The organism is Algoriphagus locisalis (assembly GCF_900116615.1).
Classification (GTDB): domain Bacteria; phylum Bacteroidota; class Bacteroidia; order Cytophagales; family Cyclobacteriaceae; genus Algoriphagus; species Algoriphagus locisalis.
Window position 1 is genome coordinate 241347 of the sequence record NZ_FPBF01000004.1, and the last position, 23940, is coordinate 265286.

A 23940-nucleotide genomic window follows, 5' to 3' on the forward strand; every position below is an offset into this window, starting at 1 on the left:
CTTTATTAAGATCTTCTTAGAAATAGTTATTTCAATTTACTTCAATCGTGCGATTGCTTCCTCTAAACTTACGGATTCCTGCTCTCCGGTTTCCAGATTTTTCAAGGCGATTTCATTTGCTTCAATTTCTGAATCTCCGCAAATTCCTACGTATGGAATTGCTTTTTTATCAGCAAAATCCAGTTGCTTTTTCATTTTCGATATGTCAGGATAAAGCTCAGCTTTGATTCCTGCCTCTCTAAACTTCTTCAAAAGGCCCAAGGCATAAACAAAGGCTTTTTGGTCAAAGTGAGTAAGTAGAATCTTCGTACTCTGAACGCTGTCTTCTGGAAATAAATCCAACTCCTCAAGTACATCATATAGGCGATCTACTCCAAACGAAAATCCAACTCCAGACATTCCCGAAAGCCCAAAAACTCCCGTCAGGTTATCGTATCGACCACCACCACTGACAGATCCAATGGAAACATGGTTCACTTTTACTTCGAAAATCGCTCCCGTATAGTACGAAAGTCCACGGGCAAGCATGATATCCAGCTCCACGAAATCTAAGTTCTCACCCATACTTTCTAAGATCTGAAACACCTCTTCCAACTCACTTACACCTTGAAGTCCAATCTCGCTTGAACTCAGAAACTCTTTTAGGAATGCCAACTTACCAGGCTGATCCGCTTCCAACTTCACCAGCGGAGTCAGCTTCTCTATAGAATCAGCCGCAAAACCTCGCTCAATCAACTCTTCTTTGACTTTTTCCCAGCCGATTTTATCCAGTTTATCTATCGCTACGCAAAGTGGCCCTTCCTTTCCGGCTTCTCCGATTGCTTCAGAGATACCGGTAAGGATTTTTCTATTATTCAGCTTGATGCTGTAATCATTCAACTTCAATTTTTCAAATACAGAGCGGATCATCAGAATGATTTCTGCTTCGCAAAGCAAACTATCCGTACCCACCACATCTGCATCGCATTGATAAAACTCACGATACCTCCCTTTCTGTGGCCTATCTGCACGCCAGACCGGCTGAATCTGAAAGCGCTTGAAAGGAAAAGTCAGGTCATTTCTATTCATTACCACAAAGCGGGCAAAAGGAACAGTCAGATCATAGCGCAACCCTTTTTCAGATACCTTGGCCAGCGTTTGCTTATAGCCATTTTGCAAATCCTCAGCAGCCACATTTTTTAGGTAATCCCCACTATTCAAGATTTTGAACAGCAACTGATCTCCCTCATCTCCATATTTTCCAGTGAGTGTACTGAGATTTTCCATCGCTGGAGTCTCGATCTGATTGTAGCCAAAAAGTTGAAAAGTACCTTTGATTGTGTCTAGGATATAATTTCTTCTGGCCATCTGGATGGTTCCAAAATCCCGGGTTCCTTTTGGCAGACTTGGCTTTTGCATAGCTTGTTTTTTGGTGATTAGCTGCCAAATTTATTCAAAAAAAAGGAAACGCTCCCTGATATCGTGAAAGTCAAAGAATTAAATCCCAAATTAATTTAGGCTAGAAAGAAATCTTTATTTACTTTTGCGACTCGTTTCGAAACAATACTATTAAAAATATACGACCATGGCAGTTACTACACTGAAGAGAAAACTTAAAAGAAAAAGACAATCTCAGACCACACGTGTGATTAAGATCAAGCAATTGTCTGCTCAGCCTGTAATCAGAAACGTGGACGTTGAAGAGCTTAAGAAGTCTTTCGCGAAATAATATTTATTTCAGCAAAAAAATTTAAGGCGGTCATTAGATCGCCTTTTTTCGTTTATTTTCTTTTTACCGCGCAGGCCGCAGAGAATTTCGCAGAGGGCGCTGTTTGTTACTAGTAAAGTTATTTTTAAACTAGGGCAGTTCCCCCTTTTTTAAAGGGGGCAAGGGGGATTTTGGTTTTTTAGAAAAGGAAAAGTAATCAGTAAAACTGAAGTCTTTACAAAAAGAAATCCTTCTTGTTGTCCTGCTTCTCCAAAAGATGGACTTTAATTTATTCCTTGATCTGCCACTCTCCTACTTTTCACTTCTTACCACTTACAAACTTCACAAAACCTTCCCTCTTTTCCCCAGCTCCACTACTCGGAGATTTTTTACCTGCCCAGCTTCCAAATCAAACAATAACATCGTTCGCATCACATGAAATCCATGCTGCCCGATCGCTCCTGGATTCATATAAAGACAATTCACAGTCTTATCAAATTCCACTTTGCAGATATGCGAGTGCCCACAAATAAATAAATTGGGGGAAGACTCCTTAATTTTGGCTTTTATACCTTTTGCGTAGCGGGGCGGTTTGCCCCCGATATGTGTCATCAGCACCTTCACACCTTCTAGCGTGAATTCCTGCCACTCTGGATAAGCCCGCTGCATATCTTGATCATCTATATTCCCAAAAACCGCCCGCACAGGCTTCTCCTTGGGTAATTCATTCATCACACTAAAACTTCCGATATCTCCCGCATGCCAAATTTCATCCACCTCTTCCAGATAGGCGAGGGTTTTGTGATCAATGTAACTGTGTGAATCGGATATGAGGGCTATCTTGGTGGACATTTGGATTTAATCTTGCTAAATTTTCAATTCAATATTGAATCTCAATTTTTCACATCAAACTCAAAACCATGAAACTTCAAAAAATCCTCGTATTAGTAATTGCCTTTGCATTAGTCAACGTCAGCTTTGCACAAGCGCAATCCTCAAAAGTGAAGGCACTTAACCCTTCTGAATTTGAAGGACTAATGAAAAATAAAGGCGCAGTAAGAGTTTTAGATGTTCGCACAGCTGACGAGATGTCTGAAGGTTATTTGCCAGGAGCAATAAACATTGACTTTAAAAACGAGAATTTCAAAAGTGAGATTGCCAAATTGGACAAGAGAAGAACGTATTTGATCTACTGCAAAGTGGGAGGAAGGTCTGGTGAGGCTGCCAAGATGATGCGCGAAGCTGGATTTACACACCTTTATTCATTAGACGGCGGTATTGATGCTTGGCAAGAAGCCGGAAAACCCATAGAAAAATGACATTAATTAAATCTATCAATCCCTACACCGGGGAATTATTAGCAGAGTTTCATCCCTTATCAGAAAAAGAAATTGAAGAAAAGCTTAGTGCTGGATCAGTCGCATTTTCTACTTGGAAAGAGACTGGTTTTCTCAGAAGAGCTGAATTGATGAACAATGCAGCTAAAGTTTTGAAGGATAGACGGGAAAAATACGCGAAGATCATTTCCTTGGAAATGGGGAAAGTCATCAAAGAATCTTTGGCCGAAGTGGACAAATGTGCTCTAGTATGTGAATACTACGGTGAGAAGTCAGCTGAATTTCTCCAAGCTGAAGACATTAATTTACCAGAAGGTAAAAAAGCAAAAGTAATCCACCAGCCACTTGGAGCTATACTAGCTGTGATGCCCTGGAACTTTCCTTTTTGGCAAGTTTTCCGTTTTGCCGCCCCTACCTTGATGGCTGGCAATGTGGGCGTTTTGAAACACGCTTCAAATGTCCCTCAATGTTCTTTAGCCATACAGGAGGTTTTTACAGAAGCAGGCTTCCCAGCTGGAGTTTTCCAAAGTCTATTAATTGATTCGGAAGCAACGACAAAACTTATTGAAGATGACAGGATCAAAGCTGTTACGCTCACAGGAAGTGAAAAAGCTGGCGCTTCGGTTGCCTCCGCTGCTGGAAAGCAAATCAAAAAGTCGCTACTAGAACTTGGCGGAAGTGATCCTTTCATTGTGCTAAAAGATTCAGATCTAAAAAAAGCTGCGGAAACTGCCGTGAAAGCCAGAATGATCAATTTTGGCCAAAGCTGCATTGCTGCTAAGCGATTTATTATTGAAGAAGATATCTACGATGATTTCCTCACGATTTTCGTTGATCAGCTAAGCAAGTTAAAAGAAGGAGACCCAATGGATGAAAGTTCTGATTTTGCCTGCATGGCCAGACCTGATCTAGCTGAAGAGCTATATAGTCAGGTGGACAAATCCGTAAAAGCAGGCGCAACACTGCTGTTTGGAGGAGAGAAACCTGAAAAGGACTCAGCAAGATTTCAGCCCACTATATTAACAGACATCCCTACTGCAGCTCCAGCCTATTCTGAAGAACTATTTGGCCCCGTGGCCACAATCTTCAAAGTAAAAAATGAGGCAGATGCCATAGCGATGGCCAATGATTCTGAGTTTGGCTTGGGCGCTTCAATTTGGTCTGAAGACAAAGAAAAAGCGGAGCAATTAGCCTCAAAAATTGAAAGTGGAGCAGTCTTCATCAACTCCATGGTAGCGTCAAATCCACACTTGCCGTTTGGCGGGGTAAAAAAATCAGGTTACGGGCGAGAACTGAGTAGATATGGGATTTTAGAGTTCGTTAATTCGAAAACGGTGTATTTGGGCTAATCTATTAGGGATAAAGCAGGGTTTATTTTTGGTTTTGGCCAATTCCTTTCTATTTTTACGAGCCAAAATTTTGTCATAAACTAATGAGAGAAATACAGTTTCGAGAAGCCTTAAGAGAGGCAATGTCCGAAGAAATGAGACGTGATAAAGACGTTTTTCTGATGGGCGAAGAAGTTGCTGAATACAACGGAGCTTACAAGGTGTCCCAAGGAATGCTGGAAGAATTCGGCCCGGAACGTATCTATGATACGCCGATCGCCGAGCTTGGCTTTTCCGGACTCGCTGTAGGTGCTGCGATGAATGGTCTTAAACCAATCGTCGAGTTCATGACTTTCAACTTCTCTCTGGTTGCTATAGATCAGATTATCAATTCCGCTGCTAAAATGCTAGCCATGTCTGGTGGAGCATACAGTGTACCGGTTGTATTTAGAGGTCCTACCGGAAACGCTGGACAATTGGGTGCCACTCACTCTTCTAACTTTGAAAATTGGTTTGCCAATACTCCAGGTCTGAAAGTGATCGTTCCTTCTAATCCTTACGACGCTAAAGGCTTGATGAAAGCCGCCATCCGTGACCCAGATCCAGTGATCTTCATGGAGTCTGAAGTGATGTATTCGGACAAAGGTGAAGTACCTGAGGGAGAATACCTACTGCCTATCGGAGTAGCAGATGTGAAGAGAAAAGGTAAAGATGTCACCGTTATTTCCTTCGGGAAAATGATGAAAGTGGCATTGGAAGCAGCAGAAGAAATGGCCAAAGAAGGCATTGAAGCTGAGGTTATTGATCTTCGTACTGTGAGACCAATAGATTATGCTACCTGTATGGAGTCTGTGAAGAAAACCAACCGTGTAGTAATCGTAGAAGAAGCCAACCCTATCGCAGGTATTTCATCGGAATTGACTTATCACTTCCAGAGATACGCATTCGATTACCTGGATTCACCGGTTATTCGTGTGAACTCTATGGACATTCCATTGAGCTACTCTCCTACTTACATTGAAGCTACTTTGCCAAATGTGAAGAGAACTGTAGCTGCAATTAAGAAAGTTTGTTATAAAGACTAGTCCAACTAGCTCAACATATAAAAGCCCGACTTCATTAATTTGAAGTCGGGCTTTTTGATTATAAATCTGGTTGTTCTGTTTCACAAATAGAATGTCAGCTGCAGTAAGGAGACTGCATTGGATTAGGCCCAAGCCTTGAACCAAGTAAGCATTTGCGTTCTCTGCGTAGCCTCTGTGTCCTTAGTGGTTTAAAAATCACCAAGCATAAAAAAGCCCGTCCTCATCTGAGGACGGGTTTTTCTCTTGTAACCCAATCTACTATTTACGGTCTTTAATTACTTGTTTTGCTGCATCTCAGCTCCGCCGCCTTCACTTCCACCTTCTTTCAAGTCATCATTGGATATTGACTTCTTTCTTCTTGGCTTCTGATCCACGCTTAGCTTACCGATTCTGTAGCTGAAGTTGATCTTGAAGTTCATGTTACGCATGATGTTCGTACTGTTCTGAACGATTGTCGGAGTGATGATTTCATTTTCCATCTTAAACTCTCTGGTTAGGAAGTTATCTGCACCGAAGCCAATAGTACCTCTCTTCTCGTCAAACTGCTTATTAATCCCCATTCCATACATGTAAAATCCTCCAGAAGTACCTTGTAATTGAACCTGACGTCCTCTAGCAAAGGTGAATGCCTGGATCTGCCAATCGTTTGGAAGCGTATAGTTCCCAAAGAGTCTTCCGCTGATTACGAAGCCGCTATTTGTATCCGAGCTAAGTTCGTTTCCAAGATTAGCATAGTACGCATCCACACTACCATTTAATGAAAGCTTATTGCTAATACTGATATTCGTGAAAATGTTAGTTCCATAGGCTCTTTCATAACCTATATTATCATATCCTGTGTAGATAACGCCATCTTCAGCCACGGTTCTCACTGCCTGTATTGAGCCAGTAGTATTTCTAAAGAATCCTGAGAAACTAACCATTGTGCTCTTGAAGAAGGTACTATAACCTACTTCGTAATTGTCTGTGAATTCAGGGTCAAGTTCAGGGTTACCCTGAGAAATCTGTAACGGGTTTGAGGATTCTATATTAGGGTTCAAAAACCTTAGAGATGGACGAGAAATTCTTCTATTATAAGAAGCCTTGATCATGTTGCCATTCGCCAGATTCCTACTCAAGTTCAAACTTGGAACAAATGTACCGTAAGAAGGAATCTCAGTGGGAGTCGTTTCTGTTTTGAAATCTGCACTGATTGTAGTGTATTCATAGCGCAGGCCCGGCTTGATTGTGTAGTTCTTGAAGAGCGTAGTAGTGTAAGACACATATCCTGCAGTGACATTCTGATCGTAGTTGAATGCATTACTCAAGTTTGGATTTGGATCTTCTACATATGCCCCATCCGCTCCTTCAGCCTCAAAGTAAGCGAAATCAGAATATGCTTTTCTTAAGATGTTTTTAGCTCCGTATTCCAGAATTGATTTACCGTCTTTTCCAAGTGGCTCAACAAAGTCAAGCTGTACAGTAAACTCTTCATTTTTGCTTGGATTGTCATTTTTCAATCTAGAAATGATAGTCGCTAAGTCCTCTTCAAAAAGCGTATTTACAAAAGAATTTTCTCCATTATTTCGGCTATATAGCGTTAGCAAGGATATATCCTTTCCCTTTTTCTCAAAGGTTTTGGTATAGTTTAAACTCACATCAATAGAATTTGAGTTGTCTTTTGTCTCTGTCTCTCTTAGCGCATTTCTGACTAGATTGCCATCTAGGAAATTCTGAGTAAGGAAATCGTTTTGACTGGAGCTTCTATTTCTGATACCAAAATTCACAGCACCCGTCAGGAAGTTGTATTTATCAATCTCATAATCAACTCCGAAATTATATCTGCCAAAAAGGTTATTACTTTTAGTGTCAGCACTTTGGATAACAGAAGAGGTAGTCCCGTCTTCATTCATAGTCATCTGAGAATTTTCGAAGCTGCCATTGATATTGTAACCAGCCCTACCAAATCCACCTAGTGTAAATCCGAATTTCCCTTTTCTTGCACTTGCATTCAGTCCAAAATCAGAACCTCTCAAGCCTGTACCCGTACGGATATTCGCAGACATTCCCTGAAGGTTATTCTTTTTGGTAATGATGTTGATCACACCGGAAGTACCTTCCGCGTCGTATTTGGCAGAAGGTGAAGTAATCACTTCTACTTCTTTGATTTCGTCCGCTGGTATCTGCTTCAATGCATCTGTAATGCTACTTGCTGCAATGGCAGAAGGTCGGCCATCGATTAACACTGTGATATTGCTACTTCCTCTCATAGATACGTTACCATCCAGATCTACAGAAAGCATAGGCACTCGTCTTAGTACGTCTGTACCATCGCCACCTGCAGTGGTTTTATCATTTTCAGCTTTGTAGATCGTACGATCCACACGCTCTTCGATCAGATCCCGCTGACCTTGCACCGTCACTTCTTCCAGCGCTAAGCCTTCGTCACTGATTTCGATTTCACCGACATTGACATCTCCAGTCTTTGACAGTACTTGGATTCCGCTGACAGTTTTTGTTTCAAAACCCAAAAAACTGATTTTCAAATCGTATGTTCCAGGCTCCATGCCCGTAATGAAAAACTTCCCATCACCATCTGCTACAGCTCCTGCGACGTTTGTCTCACTACCAGCCGCATAAAGCGCAGCTGTAGCGTAGCCTACTGGCTCACCTGTACTTGCATCCTTGGCAACACCAATGATTTTGGCGGGAGTGTTGGATTTCTCCGATGCCTGATGAGCCATTACAGCACTGCTGGTCAGAAGAAAAAAAGCGATAATGTTAAATAAATTTTTCATTTGTAGTAGATAGTTGCTCTATAGTACCGGTGAGCTTTTAGTTGTATTCACAAAAGAGTCCATTCATGATCACCGGATATTCTCACTTCTTGGACCTCGTGCTTGTTGATACCTCAAAACAACAGGGTTTGTTTCGCAGTTTTTGGGCAAATAGACGGCTAGTGCAGTTTCATCGACAGACACCCACTTTCATCAGACAAAACCCTTAAAACAATCTGCGAGTCAGTTTATCTATTCGAATGGACTGTTGGCAGTCTTAATCAGCTTATTCGTAGATTAGATTTTATATAAAGGTGTCCTTTCTGTTAGTTTGGATACTGAAAATCAGATTTATGATCAACCTAAGTCCTAAAAGACGAGTTTCGATTCTAGTACATATTCTGGGCTGGTCCATGCTCAGCACAGTGCTTCTCTTACTGTCTCCGCTTTCTTGGCGGGTGGATATTCCCGTGGAGTTTTGGGTACGTCAAGTATTCATGGCACTGCTTCTAATGGGCATATTCTACATTAATATGCTTTGGTTTGTGCCAAGAGTATTGTTACAAGGAAAACAACTCGTTTTTCTCTTGACCACTATTCTTGGTTCCATCCTTTTTCTGGGCTTATTGATCTATGCAGATAGTTTTCTACATCTGCCAGAACTGATGCACAAAGCCTTCAATCCGGATGAACCCTATGTCCAAAAATCAAGGAGGATTTCAGGTGATATTTTCAATATCATGCTTTATCTATTGACCATCGGAATCAGCACTTCGGTAGCCTCAGTACAGAAATGGCAAAAAGATGAGTCGCTCAGAAGAGAGTTGGATCAGCAAAGAATCAACACGGAACTTTCGTACCTGAAAGCCCAAATCAATCCGCACTTCTTTTTCAATACACTGAATAATATTTACGCACTCACCAATCTGGATGTAAAAAAGGCACAAGAGGCACTTTTGAAACTCTCCCGGATGATGCGCTATGTATTGTACGAAAATCAGAAAAATGAAACCCTGCTGAGCAGAGAAGTAAGCTTTATCAATGACTACATAGAGCTGATGAAAATGAGACTCACCGAAAAGGTGACGCTCAATATTTCCATTGATGAACCCAAGGACGATTTAGTGATCGCTCCAATGCTATTACTTCCATTTATGGAAAACACCTTCAAACATGGAGTAAGCAGTCAGCAGCCAAGTGAGATCATGATCAAGCTGGAAATCATGGGAACTACGGTGTTTTTCGAGACGAAAAACCACATTTTCCCTGTCCACGCGGATAGTCCAGAAGCAAAGGAAAATGGCATAGGCATGGTAAATACCCAGCGAAGATTGAGTTTACTCTATCCAGATAAACACCGCCTGAAATTTGGTAAAGACGAGGCGAACCAAGAGTATTGGGTAAATTTAACGATCAATCTAGCATGAAGTTAAACTGCGTAGCCATAGATGACGAGCCCCTTGCACTGGAATTGCTTAGCAAGTTCATTGAGCAAACTTCTTTTTTGAACTTAATCGGTAAGTTTTCCAATGCGATAGAAGCTTTGGGATTTATCAATCAGAACGAAGTGCAATTGGCATTTATGGATATTCAGATGCCGGATTTGTCTGGCATGGAACTGGCCAGAGTGTTGGATGGGAAAAAGAATTCGGATAAGACCCGGATCATTTTTGCTACAGCATATCATCAGTTTGCCATCGAAGGGTATAAAGTAGAGGCGCTGGATTATTTGCTGAAACCCTACAGCTACGAGGACTTTTTGAATGCTGCTACGAAAGCATTTTCCTACTTCGAAAGACAGGCATCTTCTAAACCAGAATCCGGAACTATTGAGGCCTCTACACCCGAATACATTTTTCTCAAAGTAGAATATCAGCTAGTCAAAGTAATGCTGAAAGACATTGGATATGTAGAAGCATACAAGGACTATGTGAAAGTGCATTTGTTATCCAAGCCGAACCCCTTGCTTTCGTTGACCAGTCTGAAAAGCATGGAAGAATTGTTACCTGCTGACAAGTTTATGCGTGTTCACAGATCCTATATCGTAGCCTTGGACCACATAGACTCAGTTTCCAAAAATGTGATCCAAATCGGCAAAAACCACATCAGTGTCAGCGATAATTACAAGGAGGCTTTTTTGGAGTTTATGAGTAGATGGATGAATTGATGTGGAATTTGATCAAAAAAAGCTGTTTTCTAAATGAAAGCAGCTTTTTTTATACATAGACTCTTTTCATTCTACCCTCACATAAGATGAAGTGCCATTGCAGATTGAATAGATTGAACAAATGGTAACAAGTTCTGAATAGTCCTCCTCAATACCATATTCTGAAGTGAAATCTGTTGGTTCAGAAAGTACCAAATCCTCTTTGGGTAAATAATTAACATCCTCAATCCCAAGATGAAACAATTCTCCATAAGAGACAATGACCTTGCCTTCCTTGATAGAATAACTGCCTGAAAAATAGCCGCGATATCCCAAGATCTCATCAGAATTGAGCTCGGTAGTGTAGCTCTCTCCTGTCACTGTGCCATTTGAATTAAATTTCATCAAGTCTACAAAATTGAATTTTTTATTTATCCATGCGTTATTTCCTTCATAACTTGACAGGAATACACCCTCTATTTGGGAGTTTGGAGATGGTTCCTCTACATCTTTACAGCTAAATATGATTAGAGCTAAAGCGATTAATGGTAACAGTTTTATTTTCATAGTGGCATGTAATTTAAATAAAGATAAAATTTGCTTAGGATAAGTAAAAACGAAATTTTAACCTTTACGAAGAACCGTTTATAAACGCTACAGCTTAGTACCCAGCTTCTGGAGAAGCAGGATAACTCCGGAAGCTCAACTCCAGCGCTCTCCGCGTTTCCCTCCGCGCACACCGCGGTAAATAAAAACAAAAACCCGATCTCTCGACCGGGTTTCAAATTATTACCTTCTTCCAGCTTTGCCTGGGGGAAGCATCTTGCTCATAGCAGCCTTGGCACCGCCCATTTTGTTCATTTGCTTCATCATCTTCCGCATATCGGAGAACTGCTTCATGAGGTTATTTACCTCCACGATCGTTCTACCAGAACCCGCAGCAAGTCTTTTTCTCCTACTTCCATCAATCAGATCAGGATGCTCCCGCTCGGCTGGAGTCATTGATCGGATGATCGCTTCTATAGGCTTGAACGAATCATCATCGATATCCAGTCCTTTGATTGCCTTGCCCATGCCGGGAATCATGCCGAGCAAATCCTTTATATTACCCATTTTCTTCACCTGCTCCAGCTGAGAAAGGAAATCATCAAAGTTGAAATTATTAGATCGGATCTTGGAATTGATACGCTTGGCTTCATCTTCGTCAAAGGACTGCTGCGCTCTTTCCACCAAGGAAATCACATCACCCATACCCAGGATTCTTTGCGCCATACGATCTGGGTGGAATACATCCAGATCTTCCATTTTCTCACCTGTAGAGATAAATTTAATCGGCTTATTTACTACGTGACGAATGGAAATCGCAGCTCCACCTCGGGTATCTCCATCGAGTTTGGTCAGAACTACTCCGTCAAAATTCAAGCGCTCGTCAAAAGTCTTGGCCGTATTGACCGCATCCTGACCAGTCATGGAATCGACTACAAAAAGTGTCTCAGAAGGATTCAAAGCTTTTTTCAGCGCTTCAATCTCATTCATCATCATCTCATCCACTGCAAGACGACCCGCTGTATCGACTACCACCGTTTTCTTACCTGTCTTCTTAGCGTAAGCGATCGCATTGTTGGCTATTTCAAGGGCATTCTTATTCTCAGGCTCAGCATAAACCTCCACGCCGATCTGCTCGCCCAATACTTTCAATTGGTCAATCGCCGCAGGACGATAGATATCACACGCCACTAGCAATACCTGGCGTCCTTGCTTCTTCAAATGAGCACCAAGCTTTCCTGTGAACGTGGTTTTACCAGAACCCTGAAGACCTGAAATCAAGATAATAGATGGGTCTCCGGAGATTTTGATATCCTCCTTCTTTCCGCCCATGAGCTTGGTCAGCTCTTCCTGAGTGATTTTGATCAATAATTGACCTGGAGAAACAGCGATCAACACATCGCGACCCAGTGCCTCGGTCTTGATGGTATCTGTTACTTCTTTGGCTACTTTATAGTTGACATCGGCATCGATCAAAGCTCTTCTGATCTCTTTGACGGTCGTTGCGACGTTTATTTCGGTGATTGTCCCGGTTCCTTTCAGCGTTTTGAAAGCCCGGTCTAATTTTAAACTTAAATTATCAAACATTCCTTATCTGGCTATTTGCTGCAAAAGTAATGATTTTCATCAGTGATAGAAAGGAGTCTTGCATCTATTCCAGCCCAAGACTACCTATTTTTGTAAAGCAGTTTGCCTATAAATCCCTAATTTGCGCCAGCATCCATTTTCTAAAGAAAAACTCTTTTCATGCAGTTAAATTTCAAAAAAGACATACTTCCCCATTTGGTGGGAATCGCCATTTTCTATGCTATTGTAGTCGTTTATTTCGCTCCTGTAGTACTTCAGGATCAGGTGATCATGCAAGGGGATATTTTAAAATGGGAGGGTTCTGCCACAGAAGCCTTGGATTATAGAGAAGCCACAGGAGAAGAAGCGCTTTGGACAAATAGCGTATTCGGCGGAATGCCGGCATATTTTGTCAGTCTGGAATTTGCGGGTGACATCACTACCTCGCTCCTTTCTATCATTACTCTTGGACTTCCCCATCCTGTAAACAGCCTCTTTCTCGGCATGGTTGCCATGTATGTGCTAATGCTGACTTTCAGAGTCAGGCCGGCCTTTGCGATCATTGCCAGCGTAGCTTTTTCCATGAGCTCCTACAATCTTCTGAGTTTGGCGGCGGGCCACAATGCCAAAATATGGGCAGTGAATCTTATCCCGGTGATAATGCTGGGGATTCATCTGGCTTTCCAGAAGAAGCGATTGCTCGGTGTAGCTATTTTAGCACTTGGACTTCTTTTACAATTGAAGTTCAACCATGTCCAGATTACATACTATACGCTGATAATTTCTGTGATCTATGTGATCGTGAGAATTGTTTTTGACTGGAAAAAAGATGGGGTTGCTCAACTGTCCAAAACTATCGGATTCTTGGTTTTAGGTGCATTGTTGGCCGTAGGAGGAAATATAGGCAGACTCACAACTGCAATGGAATATGCTCCCTACTCTACCCGAGGCAAAGCTACTTTGGAATCTGCCTCAGCAGGATTGGATAAAGACTATGCATTTTCCTGGTCAAATGGCAAATTGGAGACGCTCACTTTTTTGGTTCCCAACTTCTACGGAGGAGGAAGCAGCACGCCACTAGGCGAAGGCACCGCATCCGAAAAAGCTTTGCGAAGCAATGGCCTTGATCCCTCACAAATCAACGGATTTCTCCAAGGTGCTCCGACTTATTGGGGAGATCAGCCTTTCACAGGCGGACCGATTTACGGAGGGGTTATTTTGGTTTTCTTAGCCTTTATAGGGATTTGGGCTGCGCCAAAAGAGAGTCTTTACACATTTGGAGCAGTCATCATCTTATCTCTAATGCTTTCTTGGGGAAAAAACCTGAGTTGGTTCAACTACCTACTTTTCGACATCCTTCCTGGCTACAATAAATTCAGAGCCGTCTCAATGGCTTTGGGAATGACGCTTTTTGCAATACCGGCCTTAGCTGCTATTTCCCTAGAAAGACTATACAGAAGCAAAGACTTCAAACCTCTTTACATAGCCGGAGCGGCAGTGGGAGGACTTTTACTTTTGCTTGCTATAGGCGCGGGCATATTCAGATTCGAAGGGGCTGCTGATGCAGGCCTGCCAGATTGGTTAGTCAACTCCCTACGACAAGATCGAAAAGCCATGCTTTCTGCAAGCGCATGGAGAAGTTTGGCTCTGGTAGCCGCTGCATTTGGCTTGATCTACTTTGCCATAAAGGGAAAAATATCTGATCTGGTCATGGGACTTGGGATTTTTGCCTTGGTGACTATAGATCTTTGGACAGTAAATAAGCATTACTTGAATGACAGTTCTTTTCAGGAAAGTCCGACCAAAGCCTATTTTGCTGAAACTCCTGCTGATAAAACTATCGCGGCGGACGATTCCTATTTCAGAGTATTGGACCTAACTGAAGGGCTAACCGCCACCGGAAAATCACCTTATAGATTCCATAGTCTTGGAGGATATCATGGCGCCAAAATGCGCAGGTATCAGGATTTGTTGGACAATCGACTGAACTTTGAATTGAATGACTTTGTAAAAAAAGCCCAAGAAGGGAACTTCGACTTCGAAGGAATTCAGACGATCAACATGATGAATACTAAGTATATCATCGCTGGAACAGCAGCAAATGCTGTTTTTGAAAATCCGGAAGCCAACGGACCGGCTTGGGTTCCCTCGCAAATCGTCTCCGTCCAGACCAACCAAGAAGAAATGGATGAGCTGGGCAGAATAGACACCAAAGCACAGGCAACAGTGAATACATCTGAATTTGGAGAGATCAATGCCGGATCAGGACAGATCACGCATATTTCTTACGCTCCGAATGAATTGAAATATCAAGCAGAAATGAGCAAGGAAGGCTTGGTCGTTTTCTCTGAAATCTACTATCCAGTGGGCTGGAAGGCAACAATCGACGGAGCTGAAACTGAGATTTTGCGAACCGATTACCTTCTTCGTGGATTGATCGTCCCTGCAGGAACTCATGAGATCGTTTTCAAGTTTAGCCCGACAAGCTACACTGCCACCAAGACGCCAATGATCATTTTTCAGTACTTGATCATTTTGTCACTGATAGCCGGAGTATTTTTCACAGTTAAAGAAAAAAACCAAGAGAGCACTAACAATTAAGCTTTCCTCTCAAAACATTACATAAAATCAGAAAAATGAAAATAGCAGAGAACACAGTCGTCGGACTCACCTACGAACTCAAAGTGAGTAAAGAAGCTGATGAGATAGAATCGGCACCTTTCAGTGTGGAAATCCGTGATACAGAAGATCCATTTTACTTCCTTTTTGGGGCAAGTGATCTGCCTGAAAAATTCGAAGCGTTACTTCTGGGGAAAGTGCAAGGAGAGGATTTTTCTTTTGTGATTCCGGTTGCGGAAGCTTACGGAGAAATCGACGAAGACTTAATTGTCAATTTACCTAAGTCGCAGTTTTCTGGAGAAAATGGCTTCAATCCTGAAATGCTTGAGGAAGGAAATTTCCTTCCATTGATGGACGAAGATGGCTATCCTATGCAGGCTAAGATACTGAAAGATCTGGGTGAAGAAATCCTGCTCGATTTCAATCATCCATTGGTAGGTTTTGACTTGCATTTTGATGGGAATATCCAAGAGGTTCGCGAAGCGACAAAAGACGAGCTTGCCCACGGGCATGTTCATGGAGCGCATGGAGCTCATGAGGAGGAATAGGGAATTGTAAACGGAAAATATTGTAAAAAGTAAGAAGAGGTAAGAAGTTTGGACTTTTTACCTCTTTTTTATGGGGAAAGTACCCATTTATTCCTCATCATTTTCAACTTCATCTTTCACTTTTTCCTGAGCTATATCGTCCATATCCTCTTCCAATATCCATCCTTTCGAAAGTGCAAACTGAGAGGCTTCAAGGGTGTTTTTCACAAGCATCATCTCTACTCCCAACTCTTTTAACTCCTCACTTATTTTCTTCACCGAATCATACTGTGAAGAATGAACATCCCGGATAAAGATCATCATTATTCTTCCCGGAAACTCCCGTACTATCTGTAGATAAATAGCCGGATCTTCCTGCCCGCTATCTCCTATGAGTATAAATGGAAGCTGAGAGTAAGTGGAAAGAATGTGCCGAATCTGCTCCAGCTTATGCTCAGAATGGCTTCCTGCGATCAACTGCGTCCTGGACAAACCAATATCCCGAAGCATCAATGGGCCTTTTGGAATGTGATGGATCTGAAGGAGCTCATGGAGGAAATCATACAGATTCCATGGACTGCTGGAAACGTAAAAAAATGGATTGCTCTCTATTCCGTCAAGACCTTTTTGAAGCGCCTTATAGAATGCTGAAACGCCCGGAAAGGGTACTCGGGTATGTGCATTTTTAACAAAAGTGGTCTTTAACATTTCCATCAAGCGCATGGCTCCGGTAGGAATAATCGTGTCATCCACGTCTGAAATTATACCATAATCTATATTTCCCACAGGCAGAAAAACATCTCCGCAAGCCTTTACTTCTCCTTGGTTTCTGATCACCTGATCTATTAATGTCAGCTCAATCTGCTGCCACCGGGAAGAGATTTGAATATCCTTTTTAGGATGAATTTTAAACTCAAAATATCCTTCTTCGTCTGTCTTTGCGAAGAATTCCTCGTCTTGAAACTCGGCTTTGACCTCCACTCGCGGAATTACCACACTCATGAACCTCCTACGCATCTTACCAATATTCAGCCAAACGCTATCATCGGGACTTGACACTCCCACTCGATTGTCGCGGATAACTCTACCGACCAAGAGAATTTCTTTTTCATTACCAAAACCCTCATAGGGAACAATGAGCAGTGATTTCACCAAACCCAGCTTGATCCAAATCCACAAAATCACCTGACTTACGGCAAGTTTGAATTCATATAGAATCGTGAGTAGAATATTTCTTTTTGTCAAGCTCAAAGACTCATCACTTTCATATCATCCCAGCTCAAATAAACCCGTTCGCCCACTGCATATTTTCGCTGAGAGTCATCCACTTCCCAAGTAAGTCCACTCTCTTTGAGCTTTACCTGTAGAGAATTATAATGAACCAAAAAGCGCGAATCAGTGACATGTCCCAACAGTCCTCCTTTGGTTCTTACCTTCACATCAGCTGGTCTGACAAAGCTGCTTTTTGTTTCTGGGATTTTATTTATTGGGCTAAAAAGCTGCGCAACATACTTGGTCTTAGGTTTTTCACACAGTTGCTGAGATGTGCCTTTTTGAGCGACTTTCCCTTTTTGCAAAATGATCAGATTATCAGTCAATCGCAGTGCATCATCAAGGTCGTGTGTTACAAAAATTACCGTAGTCCCGAAATCTCTAAAAATTTCCTTCAATTCCGCGATCAAATGGTGTGTCTGAATGGTATCCAAAGAGGAAAAAGGTTCATCTAGCAACAGAATATCCGGCTCCACAGCCATGGCTTTACCAATTGCAACTTTTTGCTTTTGTCCACCGGAAAGCTGACGTGGAAACCTGTCCTTAAAAGCAGTCAAACCTAGCAGTTGAAGAAGGTCATCTACCCGGCTTTTCGCATAGATTTTCTCATAATGCAGCAATTGCCTGGAGATATTTTCCTCCACCGTGGAATTGGGATAGAGATGGAAATTCTGGTGAATTAACCGGATCTCGTCGTAGCCAGAAACAATCTTCTGATTAGGATTTAAAATTGGCTGGCCTTCCAAGAAAACTTCCCCTTCATCCTGAACTTCCAGCCCTGCCATAATTTTTAGCAAAGTACTTTTGCCAGAGCCACTTTCACCCACTATAGCGAGGAATTGACCTTTTTCTAATTCAAGTGAAAAGGGCTGAAGCGCCAGTTGGGAATCGTAAGATTTTGAAATGTTGGAAATAGAAAAATAACTCATGGACGGATTTCAGCTTGTAGTTTTTTGGTCAAGCTGCCAAAGATAAGCTCGTAAGAATGATCCGCCAATTCCAAAATCAGGCGATCTGGCACATTTCCTATCGTGCTCACCGAATTCCACTGTTGCTTGTTCATATGATATCCCGGGGTAATTCCCTCAAATTGCTCGCGCAACTCAACCGCACGCTCAAGGTCACACTTCAGGTTGATGTATTGAAATTCTGAAATAGAGCAGATCGAAAAGATCTTATTCCCAACACGAAAGCATAGTGCATCCTTATCAAATGGCGTGTCTTCTGTCACTCCGGGCTTAGCGAGACAATAATCCCGAAAATATTCTAAGGTCATGGCAATTCTTATTTAAGCAAGGAAATTAAGGAAAAGACCTTGGAGAAAAAATGTTGTTGGTTTTTGCCAAGCCCCACAATTCACCTATTTTCCAACTTGAAACACCCTCACGCCTTTTCTAGCTCTTTATGAAAATAAATTTTCGCGCTTTTGCCTTGCTGCTAATACTTGCAAGTTGCCAATCATTAAACAAATCTAAAGTCACTAAAAGTGACCTTAAAAAAGACATAGCGCTAGTTACGACCGAAGGCACAATTGTGCTTCGCTTATACGATGACACTCCTTTAAGTCGCACTAATTTCCTCAGCTTGGTCAAAGAAGGGATGTACGACAGTATTCTCTTTCATCGAGTTATAGAAAAATTTATGATCCAGGCTGGAGAGAGGATTCATGAGGAAGCATTCCAGAAAAAGAAGAATGAACTGCAAATCCCTGAGACTATTCCCGCAGAAATTACTACTACCCACTTTCATAAAAGAGGGGCACTTGGAGCTGCCCGTGAAGGTGATGATGTGAATCCTGAGCAAAAAGGCAGCTTCATTCAATTCTACATAGTACAAGGCAGAACTTACACCGACAGCACACTAGACATAGCAGAAAATCGAATCAATAAAGGGCTTGCATATAATCAGGTCATCAATGATCCAGCAAACAGTGAAACCTTCACTAAGTATCAGGAATTGCTTAGAAATAGAGATTCCAGCCGTGGAGAGGAAGCTAAACAGTTAAAAGCTAAGCTTGATTCCTTGGCTGAAATCGAGCAAAAAAGAATGACTTCCTATCAGTATCCAGAGGCACACAGGGAAGTCTATAAAACGATAGGAGGAGCAGCTCATTTGGATCAGAACTACACAGTTTTTGGAGAAGTAGTATCTGGAATGGATGTCGTGGACAAGATCGCCGCGTCTGAAACAACTAATAGAGATAGACCTACCAGCGATATCTTGATTCTATCTACAAACTTGATCAAACGACAGAAGTAGCTATGCTTTCTCCTTCAAAACAGCTATCCGAGTTAATATTTTCGAGGTAATCGCCTACTCATAAAAGAGCAGAGAAGATGCGAACCAGAATACAGTGGATGAAGTTTCTAAAACAGTCCACAACATCGATTCAGTCTATGTAAAAAATTTCAAGTCCCTCGTAAAAGAAGATAAAGTCACTACCTTCGGCAGCGTATGTAAAGTTTCATTTCGAAAAGACCAATCCAAAAACGTCTAACATTTTAAGAGCGACAGTGCGCAGCTGACCGCTCTTTTTTTTTGGATTTAAAATTGGTTAGCTCCTGGAAGCAAGTTATGATTGGAAAATTTATCCAGATAAAAAAACTAACCTACGGAGAAATCATTTATCAAGAGACTTACTAAAATCTTGACTTACTTCCTTAGCGTAATCTTCAAAATAATCCCATTTGTTATCTGGATTTTCAGCCTTGTACTTCAAGAAGAATTTTTTCTCTTTAGCGCTCATCAGGAGCATCCTTCTATCTTCCTCGGATTTGTCTTTCAGATGTGACGAAGCTTCCTGAGACCTCTTATCCCAGACAGAAGCTTCCAATTCATCAACAATATTTTTCAACTCATCAATCACCACATTTGATCCAGTCATGTTCAGCACTTTGACCCTATTCTTATCTAAGGACTGAATGAAGGTTCTTATGGTTTCTAAATTCATGGTTGTTTGCGATTCTTTCAAGCTCATCTCTGTCGATTTTAATGGGAACAAACTCTACCTGCTTTCCTTCAAAGTTGGTGTGTTCAAAATTCCGGAAGCTGACTCTACTCTGAAATTTATCAGCCAACAATTTTTGTCTTCTATTTAACGTAGCCGCAACTTTTTCATAATGCGAAATTGGAACATATCGTTTCATGTCATCACCTCTTTCCAAGTTCCGTTCAAAAGCCACACTAGGCTCTACACTATAGACGAAAACCTCAACTTTATACCCTAAGGTTAATGCTTTTTCTATGTAATCTATAAATTTATCATCGTCATTTAAAGTTCCATCATAGACTAATTCATCTTTCATCATTTGAGCCAGATGAGTGGACTTTCCCGAACCAGGTAAACCTGCGGCAAATATTAATTTCTTGGATAACTTATTCCTAATTAACGCTTCAAAATAAATATCCTCTGTCAACAATTTGCAGATTTCCTGATATTCTGACACATTACTTCTGTCATACCCACTAGGAATAAATAAGTCCCTAACTGCATCCGGGTCCACTCTTTTCGGAAAATCCGCTAAATATTCATTGATTAATATCGAGCGGTTCTCATGATAGTAAGCAAATTGTTCTGGCGTTATAGTTGACATATCAAAAATCGAACAAATTAAATTAGCCAATTACAAGAACTTAGTCAACAAGACACCTGCAACTTATCATTAAATTAGCCACCCATCCTTTAATGTGTGCTTAAAATCACATTTGACATAGTTTAAAATCCCCATCTTTGATACATGGAAAAATACATCAAAGCGATTTTTGACGGCTATTATGGCTATTGGAATTACTTTATTGGAGAGATCCTGAATCCCAGTTGGCATAACTACTTCTACTGGCTAGTGGGTGCATCTTTGGTTATATATGGCTTGGAAATTCTTTTTCCATGGAGAAAAAATCAGCCGTTGATCCGTGAGCATTTCTGGTTGGATATCTTTTATCTTTTTTGGAATTACTTCCTCTTTGCCCTAGTCGCGTACAATGCCTTATCGATGGTTGCGGTAGAGGCTTTCAATGACTTTCTAGGCTTATTCGGCATCACCAATACCGTAGCAATCAAAGTGGATCAGCTGCCGGGGTGGCTGCAATTGGTGCTAATTTTCATCCTTCGCGATTTCATGCAGTGGGCGATTCACCGCATGTATCATCACGTCGGCTGGATGTGGGAGTTTCACAAAGTCCACCACAGCACGCGGGAAATGGGCTTTGCGGCTTTGCTTCGCTACCACTGGATGGAAAACATCCTTTATCGAACGCTGGAATACATTCCACTGGCCATGATAGGCTTTGGCATCACAGATTTCTTTATCGTCCACATCTTCACATTAGTGCTCGGTCAGCTTGGACATGCGAATCTGAACATTCCTCTTGGACCATTCCGATATATAATCAACGGACCGCAGATGCACCTTTGGCACCATGCGAAAGATCTCCCAGAAAGCCATCCAAATGGTTTCAATTATGGGATTTCGCTGAGCTTGTGGGATTTTCTTTTCCGCACAAATTATTGGCCTTCAGATGATGAAAACCTACCGGTAGGACTTCCTGATGAAGAGAAATTTCCAGAGGATTTTATAGGTCAAACTGTTGAGCCTTTCAAGCGGATTTTCAGAAAAAAGACATAAAAAAACCAGTGAGATCACTCCCACTGGCTAAAAACATCAAAATATCAAATCAATTAACTTCTACAAGTTTGGTGTGAACCGTCTCGTTGATAAAATAGACTTTTTTCCCGCCAAAGGTTTTTTCTTCAGTGTTATAGCTCGCTACCTGCACCAACCCAGTGGATGTGGCTCTCATGCCGCTTAGATCTGACGCAGAGAAGGTTACTGAAGTGGTTTTTGATTCTTTAGTGACAGTCGTACTGCCATCAGAAACCACCCAAAGGATGTTGTCTGTATTGGAAGTCACGGACTCGATGGTCAAGGTCAAATCTGAACCTTTGGAAAAACTATCTCCTACAGACGCGGTAAATTTTACCTGGGAAGGCATTCTCTTGGTAGTGGTATGTGAAAAAGCATCAAAGCCACTTCCTCCACTCACCTGCCAAGAATTGGACTGCCCGGCAGCAAGAGAATAGGACAACTCCATTGGATTGTTGATGTAGGCATTTCCTCTTGGAATTTGCAGCGCTTTTGAATTAAGCATCACATCTCCCACATTTACCAGAGCACTTCCAACTCCCCCGTTAAAAAAAGAGCCTGAAGCCACATCTATCGCAATCCCACCCACACCCGGAACACTCGGCACATTGCTGGGCAGGTCTGAGTAAGACATGATCGCCGCAAGAACAGCATTTGCATCATCAGGGGCAGTAGGAGTCGGATTGGTTTGCGTTGTGGTCTGAGGATTGATATCATCATCTGAGCTACATGCTGAAAAAGTAAGCACGGCTCCTAAAAGTAAAGTCCAAAGTGTAGCGTTATAAGTTTTCATAGTTTATAGATTTAAAATACATCTCAAATTTAAAACCACGCTTTCCTACACACCATACGGCAAATAGCGTATATTCTAGCAGCGCTCAGAAATCGGTATTGCTGCCCTTGTTTGCATTCAGAAAGAAGATTTTGATACCTTCGCCAATTCTAGCTCAAAAGAATATCAACGTCTATTTATGGATCACTACCTGGGTTTTACCTTATCTGTATTTACTGGTTTTTTCGCAATCATGAACCCGATTGCAAACGTGCCGATTTTCGCCTCGCTGACGGATGATTTGGATAAAGCCACCAAGCGAAGCGTCAGCAAAAGAGCAACGTTAACTGCTTTCGTGATTGTAGTAGTCTTTGTGGTGCTGGGGAAATTTATTTTCGAAATCTTCGGGATCACCATTCCTGCCTTCAAAATCACAGGCGGTATCCTGATTTTCTTTGTGGGTTTTGAAATGCTGCAGTCTAAAAAGTCCAGTGTAAAACACATCAAAGATCCGGTCACTGAAGAAAATATTGCGATTTCTCCATTAGCTATTCCTATCCTAGCAGGCCCAGGAACCATAGTAACTGCCATGAACTTTGCGTCACAAGGTAATTACGTTAATATTCTAATTGTAATTGGGGTATTTGCTGTGTTGTGCCTAATGACACATATTGCTTTTGAATTGGGGGATCAGATCGTAAAACGGTTGGGAAAAAACCTGATCGTGGTGATCGGCAAAATCATGGGTTTGATCATCGCCATTATCGGAACGAACATGATTATCTCAGGAATTAAGGCTGCTTTTTTTGAGTAAAAGCTAAAGTCCTACTTTTTCCCCAACACATAAAACAAATCTAACCCTACTGCTGGATCTTCCACTATCAGATAATCTTCATGGGAAATGTCCACCACGCTTTTTCCCTGCTGTTGGTGCAATTTGTTTCTGTTTCTACGATTTAGAATCTCATAAGGCATTCTCAGAATGGATGCTGGGAGCTTATGCTGCAGATCAAAAATATCAAAGCGCATGATTTTCTGCACTGACTTGCGATTGGCTTCATGATAATTCCAAACTTTTTCATTCCCTCCTACTCCTTTGGCCTCCACAGAATCAAAAATAGATGAGCACAAATCAATCAATTGCTGTGGGGTGTATTCCCGCTCATGCCAAGGATTGCGAGAAAGGGTATGGTTGATATTTGGGGTAGAAATCACCGCTTTGCCTCCAGGCTTCAACACGCGATAGATTTCTTCCAGAAACAATCGGTCATTGGGAATATGCTCAATCACCTGAAAACTCACCACCGTATCGAAGGAATTATCGGCGATTCCTGCAAAAGGAGGAATCACCGCTTGTTGAAACTCAATTTTCGGGAATTTAACTTTCAGCTCGTCGATCACTTCCTGAATTTTATCCAAACCCAGGTAGCTCTCTGCATAGGGCAAAAGGGTTTCCACTCCACGGCCTTCTCCACAGCCTACTTCCAGCAATTTGCCAGAAATCCACGGCTGAGCAGCAATGTATGCTTTCAGTAAGCGTTGATGAATAGGATTGTCACTGACCAACTTGTCAGAGGCGATTTCCGTTGTATAGGTAGCCATACAAAAATTTACTATTTTGGCAAAAGTAAGGTTAATTTCCCAAAACCGAGATCA

At 41.7% G+C, this 23940-nt stretch carries 23 protein-coding genes and 1 pseudogene; 12 read left to right on the forward strand and 12 right to left on the reverse strand.

Annotated elements, in window-relative coordinates; genetic code table 11:
* Window positions 1-36: 36 nt before the first annotated feature.
* Entirely contained in the window at window positions 37-1398 is a 1362-nt protein-coding gene (hisS, locus tag BM386_RS13295) for a histidine--tRNA ligase (protein WP_091695073.1), read from the reverse strand.
* Window positions 1399-1564: 166 nt separating this feature from the next.
* Here hisS and BM386_RS23670 point away from each other — a divergent pair, with 166 nt between their 5' ends.
* Complete coding sequence (locus BM386_RS23670; RefSeq protein ID WP_170857096.1) at window positions 1565-1708, forward strand: hypothetical protein; 144 nt, start codon at window positions 1565-1567, stop codon at window positions 1706-1708.
* A gap of 321 nt (window positions 1709-2029) precedes the next feature.
* Here BM386_RS23670 and BM386_RS13300 read toward each other — a convergent pair whose 3' ends face one another.
* A complete protein-coding gene (locus tag BM386_RS13300) occupies window positions 2030-2539 on the reverse strand; it encodes a metallophosphoesterase family protein (RefSeq protein ID WP_091695076.1) in 510 nt (169 codons plus the stop codon).
* Window positions 2540-2607: 68 nt separating this feature from the next.
* On the opposite strand from BM386_RS13300, the gene BM386_RS13305 reads away from it, so the two are divergent.
* The 3 genes from BM386_RS13305 to BM386_RS13315 all read left to right on the forward strand — a co-directional run bounded on the left by BM386_RS13305 (window position 2608) and on the right by BM386_RS13315 (window position 5437).
* On the forward strand, window positions 2608-3006 hold the full coding sequence (locus tag BM386_RS13305; RefSeq protein ID WP_091695079.1) for a rhodanese-like domain-containing protein: 399 nt from the start codon (window positions 2608-2610) through the stop codon (window positions 3004-3006).
* Complete coding sequence (locus tag BM386_RS13310; RefSeq protein WP_091695082.1) at window positions 3003-4373, forward strand: NAD-dependent succinate-semialdehyde dehydrogenase; 1371 nt, start codon at window positions 3003-3005, stop codon at window positions 4371-4373. The genes BM386_RS13305 and BM386_RS13310 overlap by 4 nt, the downstream gene beginning before the upstream one ends.
* An 83-nt stretch (window positions 4374-4456) precedes the next feature.
* Window positions 4457-5437, forward strand: coding sequence for a pyruvate dehydrogenase complex E1 component subunit beta (locus BM386_RS13315; protein WP_091695086.1), 981 nt, complete (start codon window positions 4457-4459; stop codon window positions 5435-5437).
* Between the two features lie 275 nt (window positions 5438-5712).
* On the opposite strand, the gene BM386_RS13320 is transcribed toward BM386_RS13315, so the two are convergent.
* Window positions 5713-8214, reverse strand: a complete 2502-nt coding sequence (locus tag BM386_RS13320; protein ID WP_091695088.1) for a TonB-dependent receptor domain-containing protein — start codon at window positions 8212-8214, stop codon at window positions 5713-5715.
* Between the two features lie 332 nt (window positions 8215-8546).
* Between BM386_RS13320 and BM386_RS13325 the strand changes: the two genes are divergently transcribed.
* Together BM386_RS13325 and BM386_RS13330 are read left to right on the forward strand one after the other, a co-directional pair.
* Window positions 8547-9620, forward strand: a complete 1074-nt coding sequence (locus BM386_RS13325) for a sensor histidine kinase (RefSeq protein WP_244545525.1) — start codon at window positions 8547-8549, stop codon at window positions 9618-9620.
* Window positions 9617-10360: a LytR/AlgR family response regulator transcription factor gene (locus BM386_RS13330; protein ID WP_091695093.1), complete on the forward strand. Its 744-nt coding sequence runs from the start codon at window positions 9617-9619 to the stop codon at window positions 10358-10360. The genes BM386_RS13325 and BM386_RS13330 overlap by 4 nt, the downstream gene beginning before the upstream one ends.
* Window positions 10361-10426: 66 nt before the next feature.
* Here BM386_RS13330 and BM386_RS13335 read toward each other — a convergent pair whose 3' ends face one another.
* Window positions 10427-10906 carry a hypothetical protein gene (locus BM386_RS13335; RefSeq protein WP_091695096.1) on the reverse strand — a complete coding sequence of 160 codons (480 nt, stop codon included), beginning with the start codon at window positions 10904-10906 and terminating at the stop codon, window positions 10427-10429.
* 222 nt (window positions 10907-11128) lie between these two features.
* A complete protein-coding gene (gene ffh / locus BM386_RS13340; protein WP_091695099.1) occupies window positions 11129-12472 on the reverse strand; it encodes a signal recognition particle protein in 1344 nt (447 codons plus the stop codon).
* Between the two features lie 159 nt (window positions 12473-12631).
* On the opposite strand from ffh, the gene BM386_RS13345 reads away from it, so the two are divergent.
* Window positions 12632-15052 (forward strand): glycosyltransferase family protein, encoded by a 2421-nt coding sequence (locus BM386_RS13345; RefSeq protein WP_091695101.1) that lies wholly within the window; start codon window positions 12632-12634, stop codon window positions 15050-15052.
* A gap of 35 nt (window positions 15053-15087) precedes the next feature.
* Window positions 15088-15618, forward strand: a complete 531-nt coding sequence (locus BM386_RS13350; protein WP_091695104.1) for an FKBP-type peptidyl-prolyl cis-trans isomerase — start codon at window positions 15088-15090, stop codon at window positions 15616-15618.
* An 87-nt stretch (window positions 15619-15705) separates the two neighbouring features.
* Here BM386_RS13350 and BM386_RS13355 read toward each other — a convergent pair whose 3' ends face one another.
* From BM386_RS13355 to BM386_RS13365, 3 genes are read right to left on the reverse strand one after another with little or no spacing between them, the layout of a single operon-like run.
* The gene (locus BM386_RS13355; RefSeq protein WP_091695107.1) at window positions 15706-16848 is read right to left on the reverse strand and encodes an App1 family protein; all 1143 of its coding nucleotides are present in this window, start codon (window positions 16846-16848) and stop codon (window positions 15706-15708) included.
* Entirely contained in the window at window positions 16845-17798 is a 954-nt protein-coding gene (locus BM386_RS13360) for an ABC transporter ATP-binding protein (protein WP_091695110.1), read from the reverse strand. The genes BM386_RS13355 and BM386_RS13360 overlap by 4 nt, the downstream gene beginning before the upstream one ends.
* A complete protein-coding gene (locus BM386_RS13365; protein WP_091695112.1) occupies window positions 17795-18145 on the reverse strand; it encodes an MmcQ/YjbR family DNA-binding protein in 351 nt (116 codons plus the stop codon). Before BM386_RS13365 ends, BM386_RS13360 begins: the two co-directional genes overlap by 4 nt.
* Before the next feature lie 128 nt (window positions 18146-18273).
* Between BM386_RS13365 and BM386_RS13370 the strand changes: the two genes are divergently transcribed.
* On the forward strand, window positions 18274-19128 hold the full coding sequence (locus tag BM386_RS13370; RefSeq protein ID WP_091695115.1) for a peptidylprolyl isomerase: 855 nt from the start codon (window positions 18274-18276) through the stop codon (window positions 19126-19128).
* A gap of 76 nt (window positions 19129-19204) precedes the next feature.
* Window positions 19205-19366: pseudogene (locus tag BM386_RS13375) on the forward strand (dodecin domain-containing protein); the annotation flags it as partial.
* A 123-nt stretch (window positions 19367-19489) separates the two neighbouring features.
* Here the strand turns inward: BM386_RS13375 and BM386_RS13380 are convergent.
* On the reverse strand, window positions 19490-19753 hold the full coding sequence (locus tag BM386_RS13380) for a hypothetical protein (RefSeq protein ID WP_170857097.1): 264 nt from the start codon (window positions 19751-19753) through the stop codon (window positions 19490-19492).
* Window positions 19754-19775: 22 nt separating this feature from the next.
* A complete protein-coding gene (locus tag BM386_RS13385; protein WP_091695121.1) occupies window positions 19776-20462 on the reverse strand; it encodes a zeta toxin family protein in 687 nt (228 codons plus the stop codon).
* Between the two features lie 144 nt (window positions 20463-20606).
* Between BM386_RS13385 and BM386_RS13390 the strand changes: the two genes are divergently transcribed.
* Entirely contained in the window at window positions 20607-21494 is an 888-nt protein-coding gene (locus BM386_RS13390; protein WP_091695123.1) for a sterol desaturase family protein, read from the forward strand.
* A gap of 49 nt (window positions 21495-21543) precedes the next feature.
* Here BM386_RS13390 and BM386_RS13395 read toward each other — a convergent pair whose 3' ends face one another.
* Window positions 21544-22305: a hypothetical protein gene (locus tag BM386_RS13395; RefSeq protein WP_091695126.1), complete on the reverse strand. Its 762-nt coding sequence runs from the start codon at window positions 22303-22305 to the stop codon at window positions 21544-21546.
* Between the two features lie 178 nt (window positions 22306-22483).
* On the opposite strand from BM386_RS13395, the gene BM386_RS13400 reads away from it, so the two are divergent.
* A complete protein-coding gene (locus BM386_RS13400) occupies window positions 22484-23098 on the forward strand; it encodes a MarC family protein (protein ID WP_091695129.1) in 615 nt (204 codons plus the stop codon).
* 11 nt (window positions 23099-23109) lie between these two features.
* Here the strand turns inward: BM386_RS13400 and BM386_RS13405 are convergent, their stop codons facing one another.
* Window positions 23110-23886 carry a class I SAM-dependent methyltransferase gene (locus BM386_RS13405; RefSeq protein ID WP_091695132.1) on the reverse strand — a complete coding sequence of 259 codons (777 nt, stop codon included), beginning with the start codon at window positions 23884-23886 and terminating at the stop codon, window positions 23110-23112.
* Between the last annotated feature and the right edge of the window lie 54 nt (window positions 23887-23940).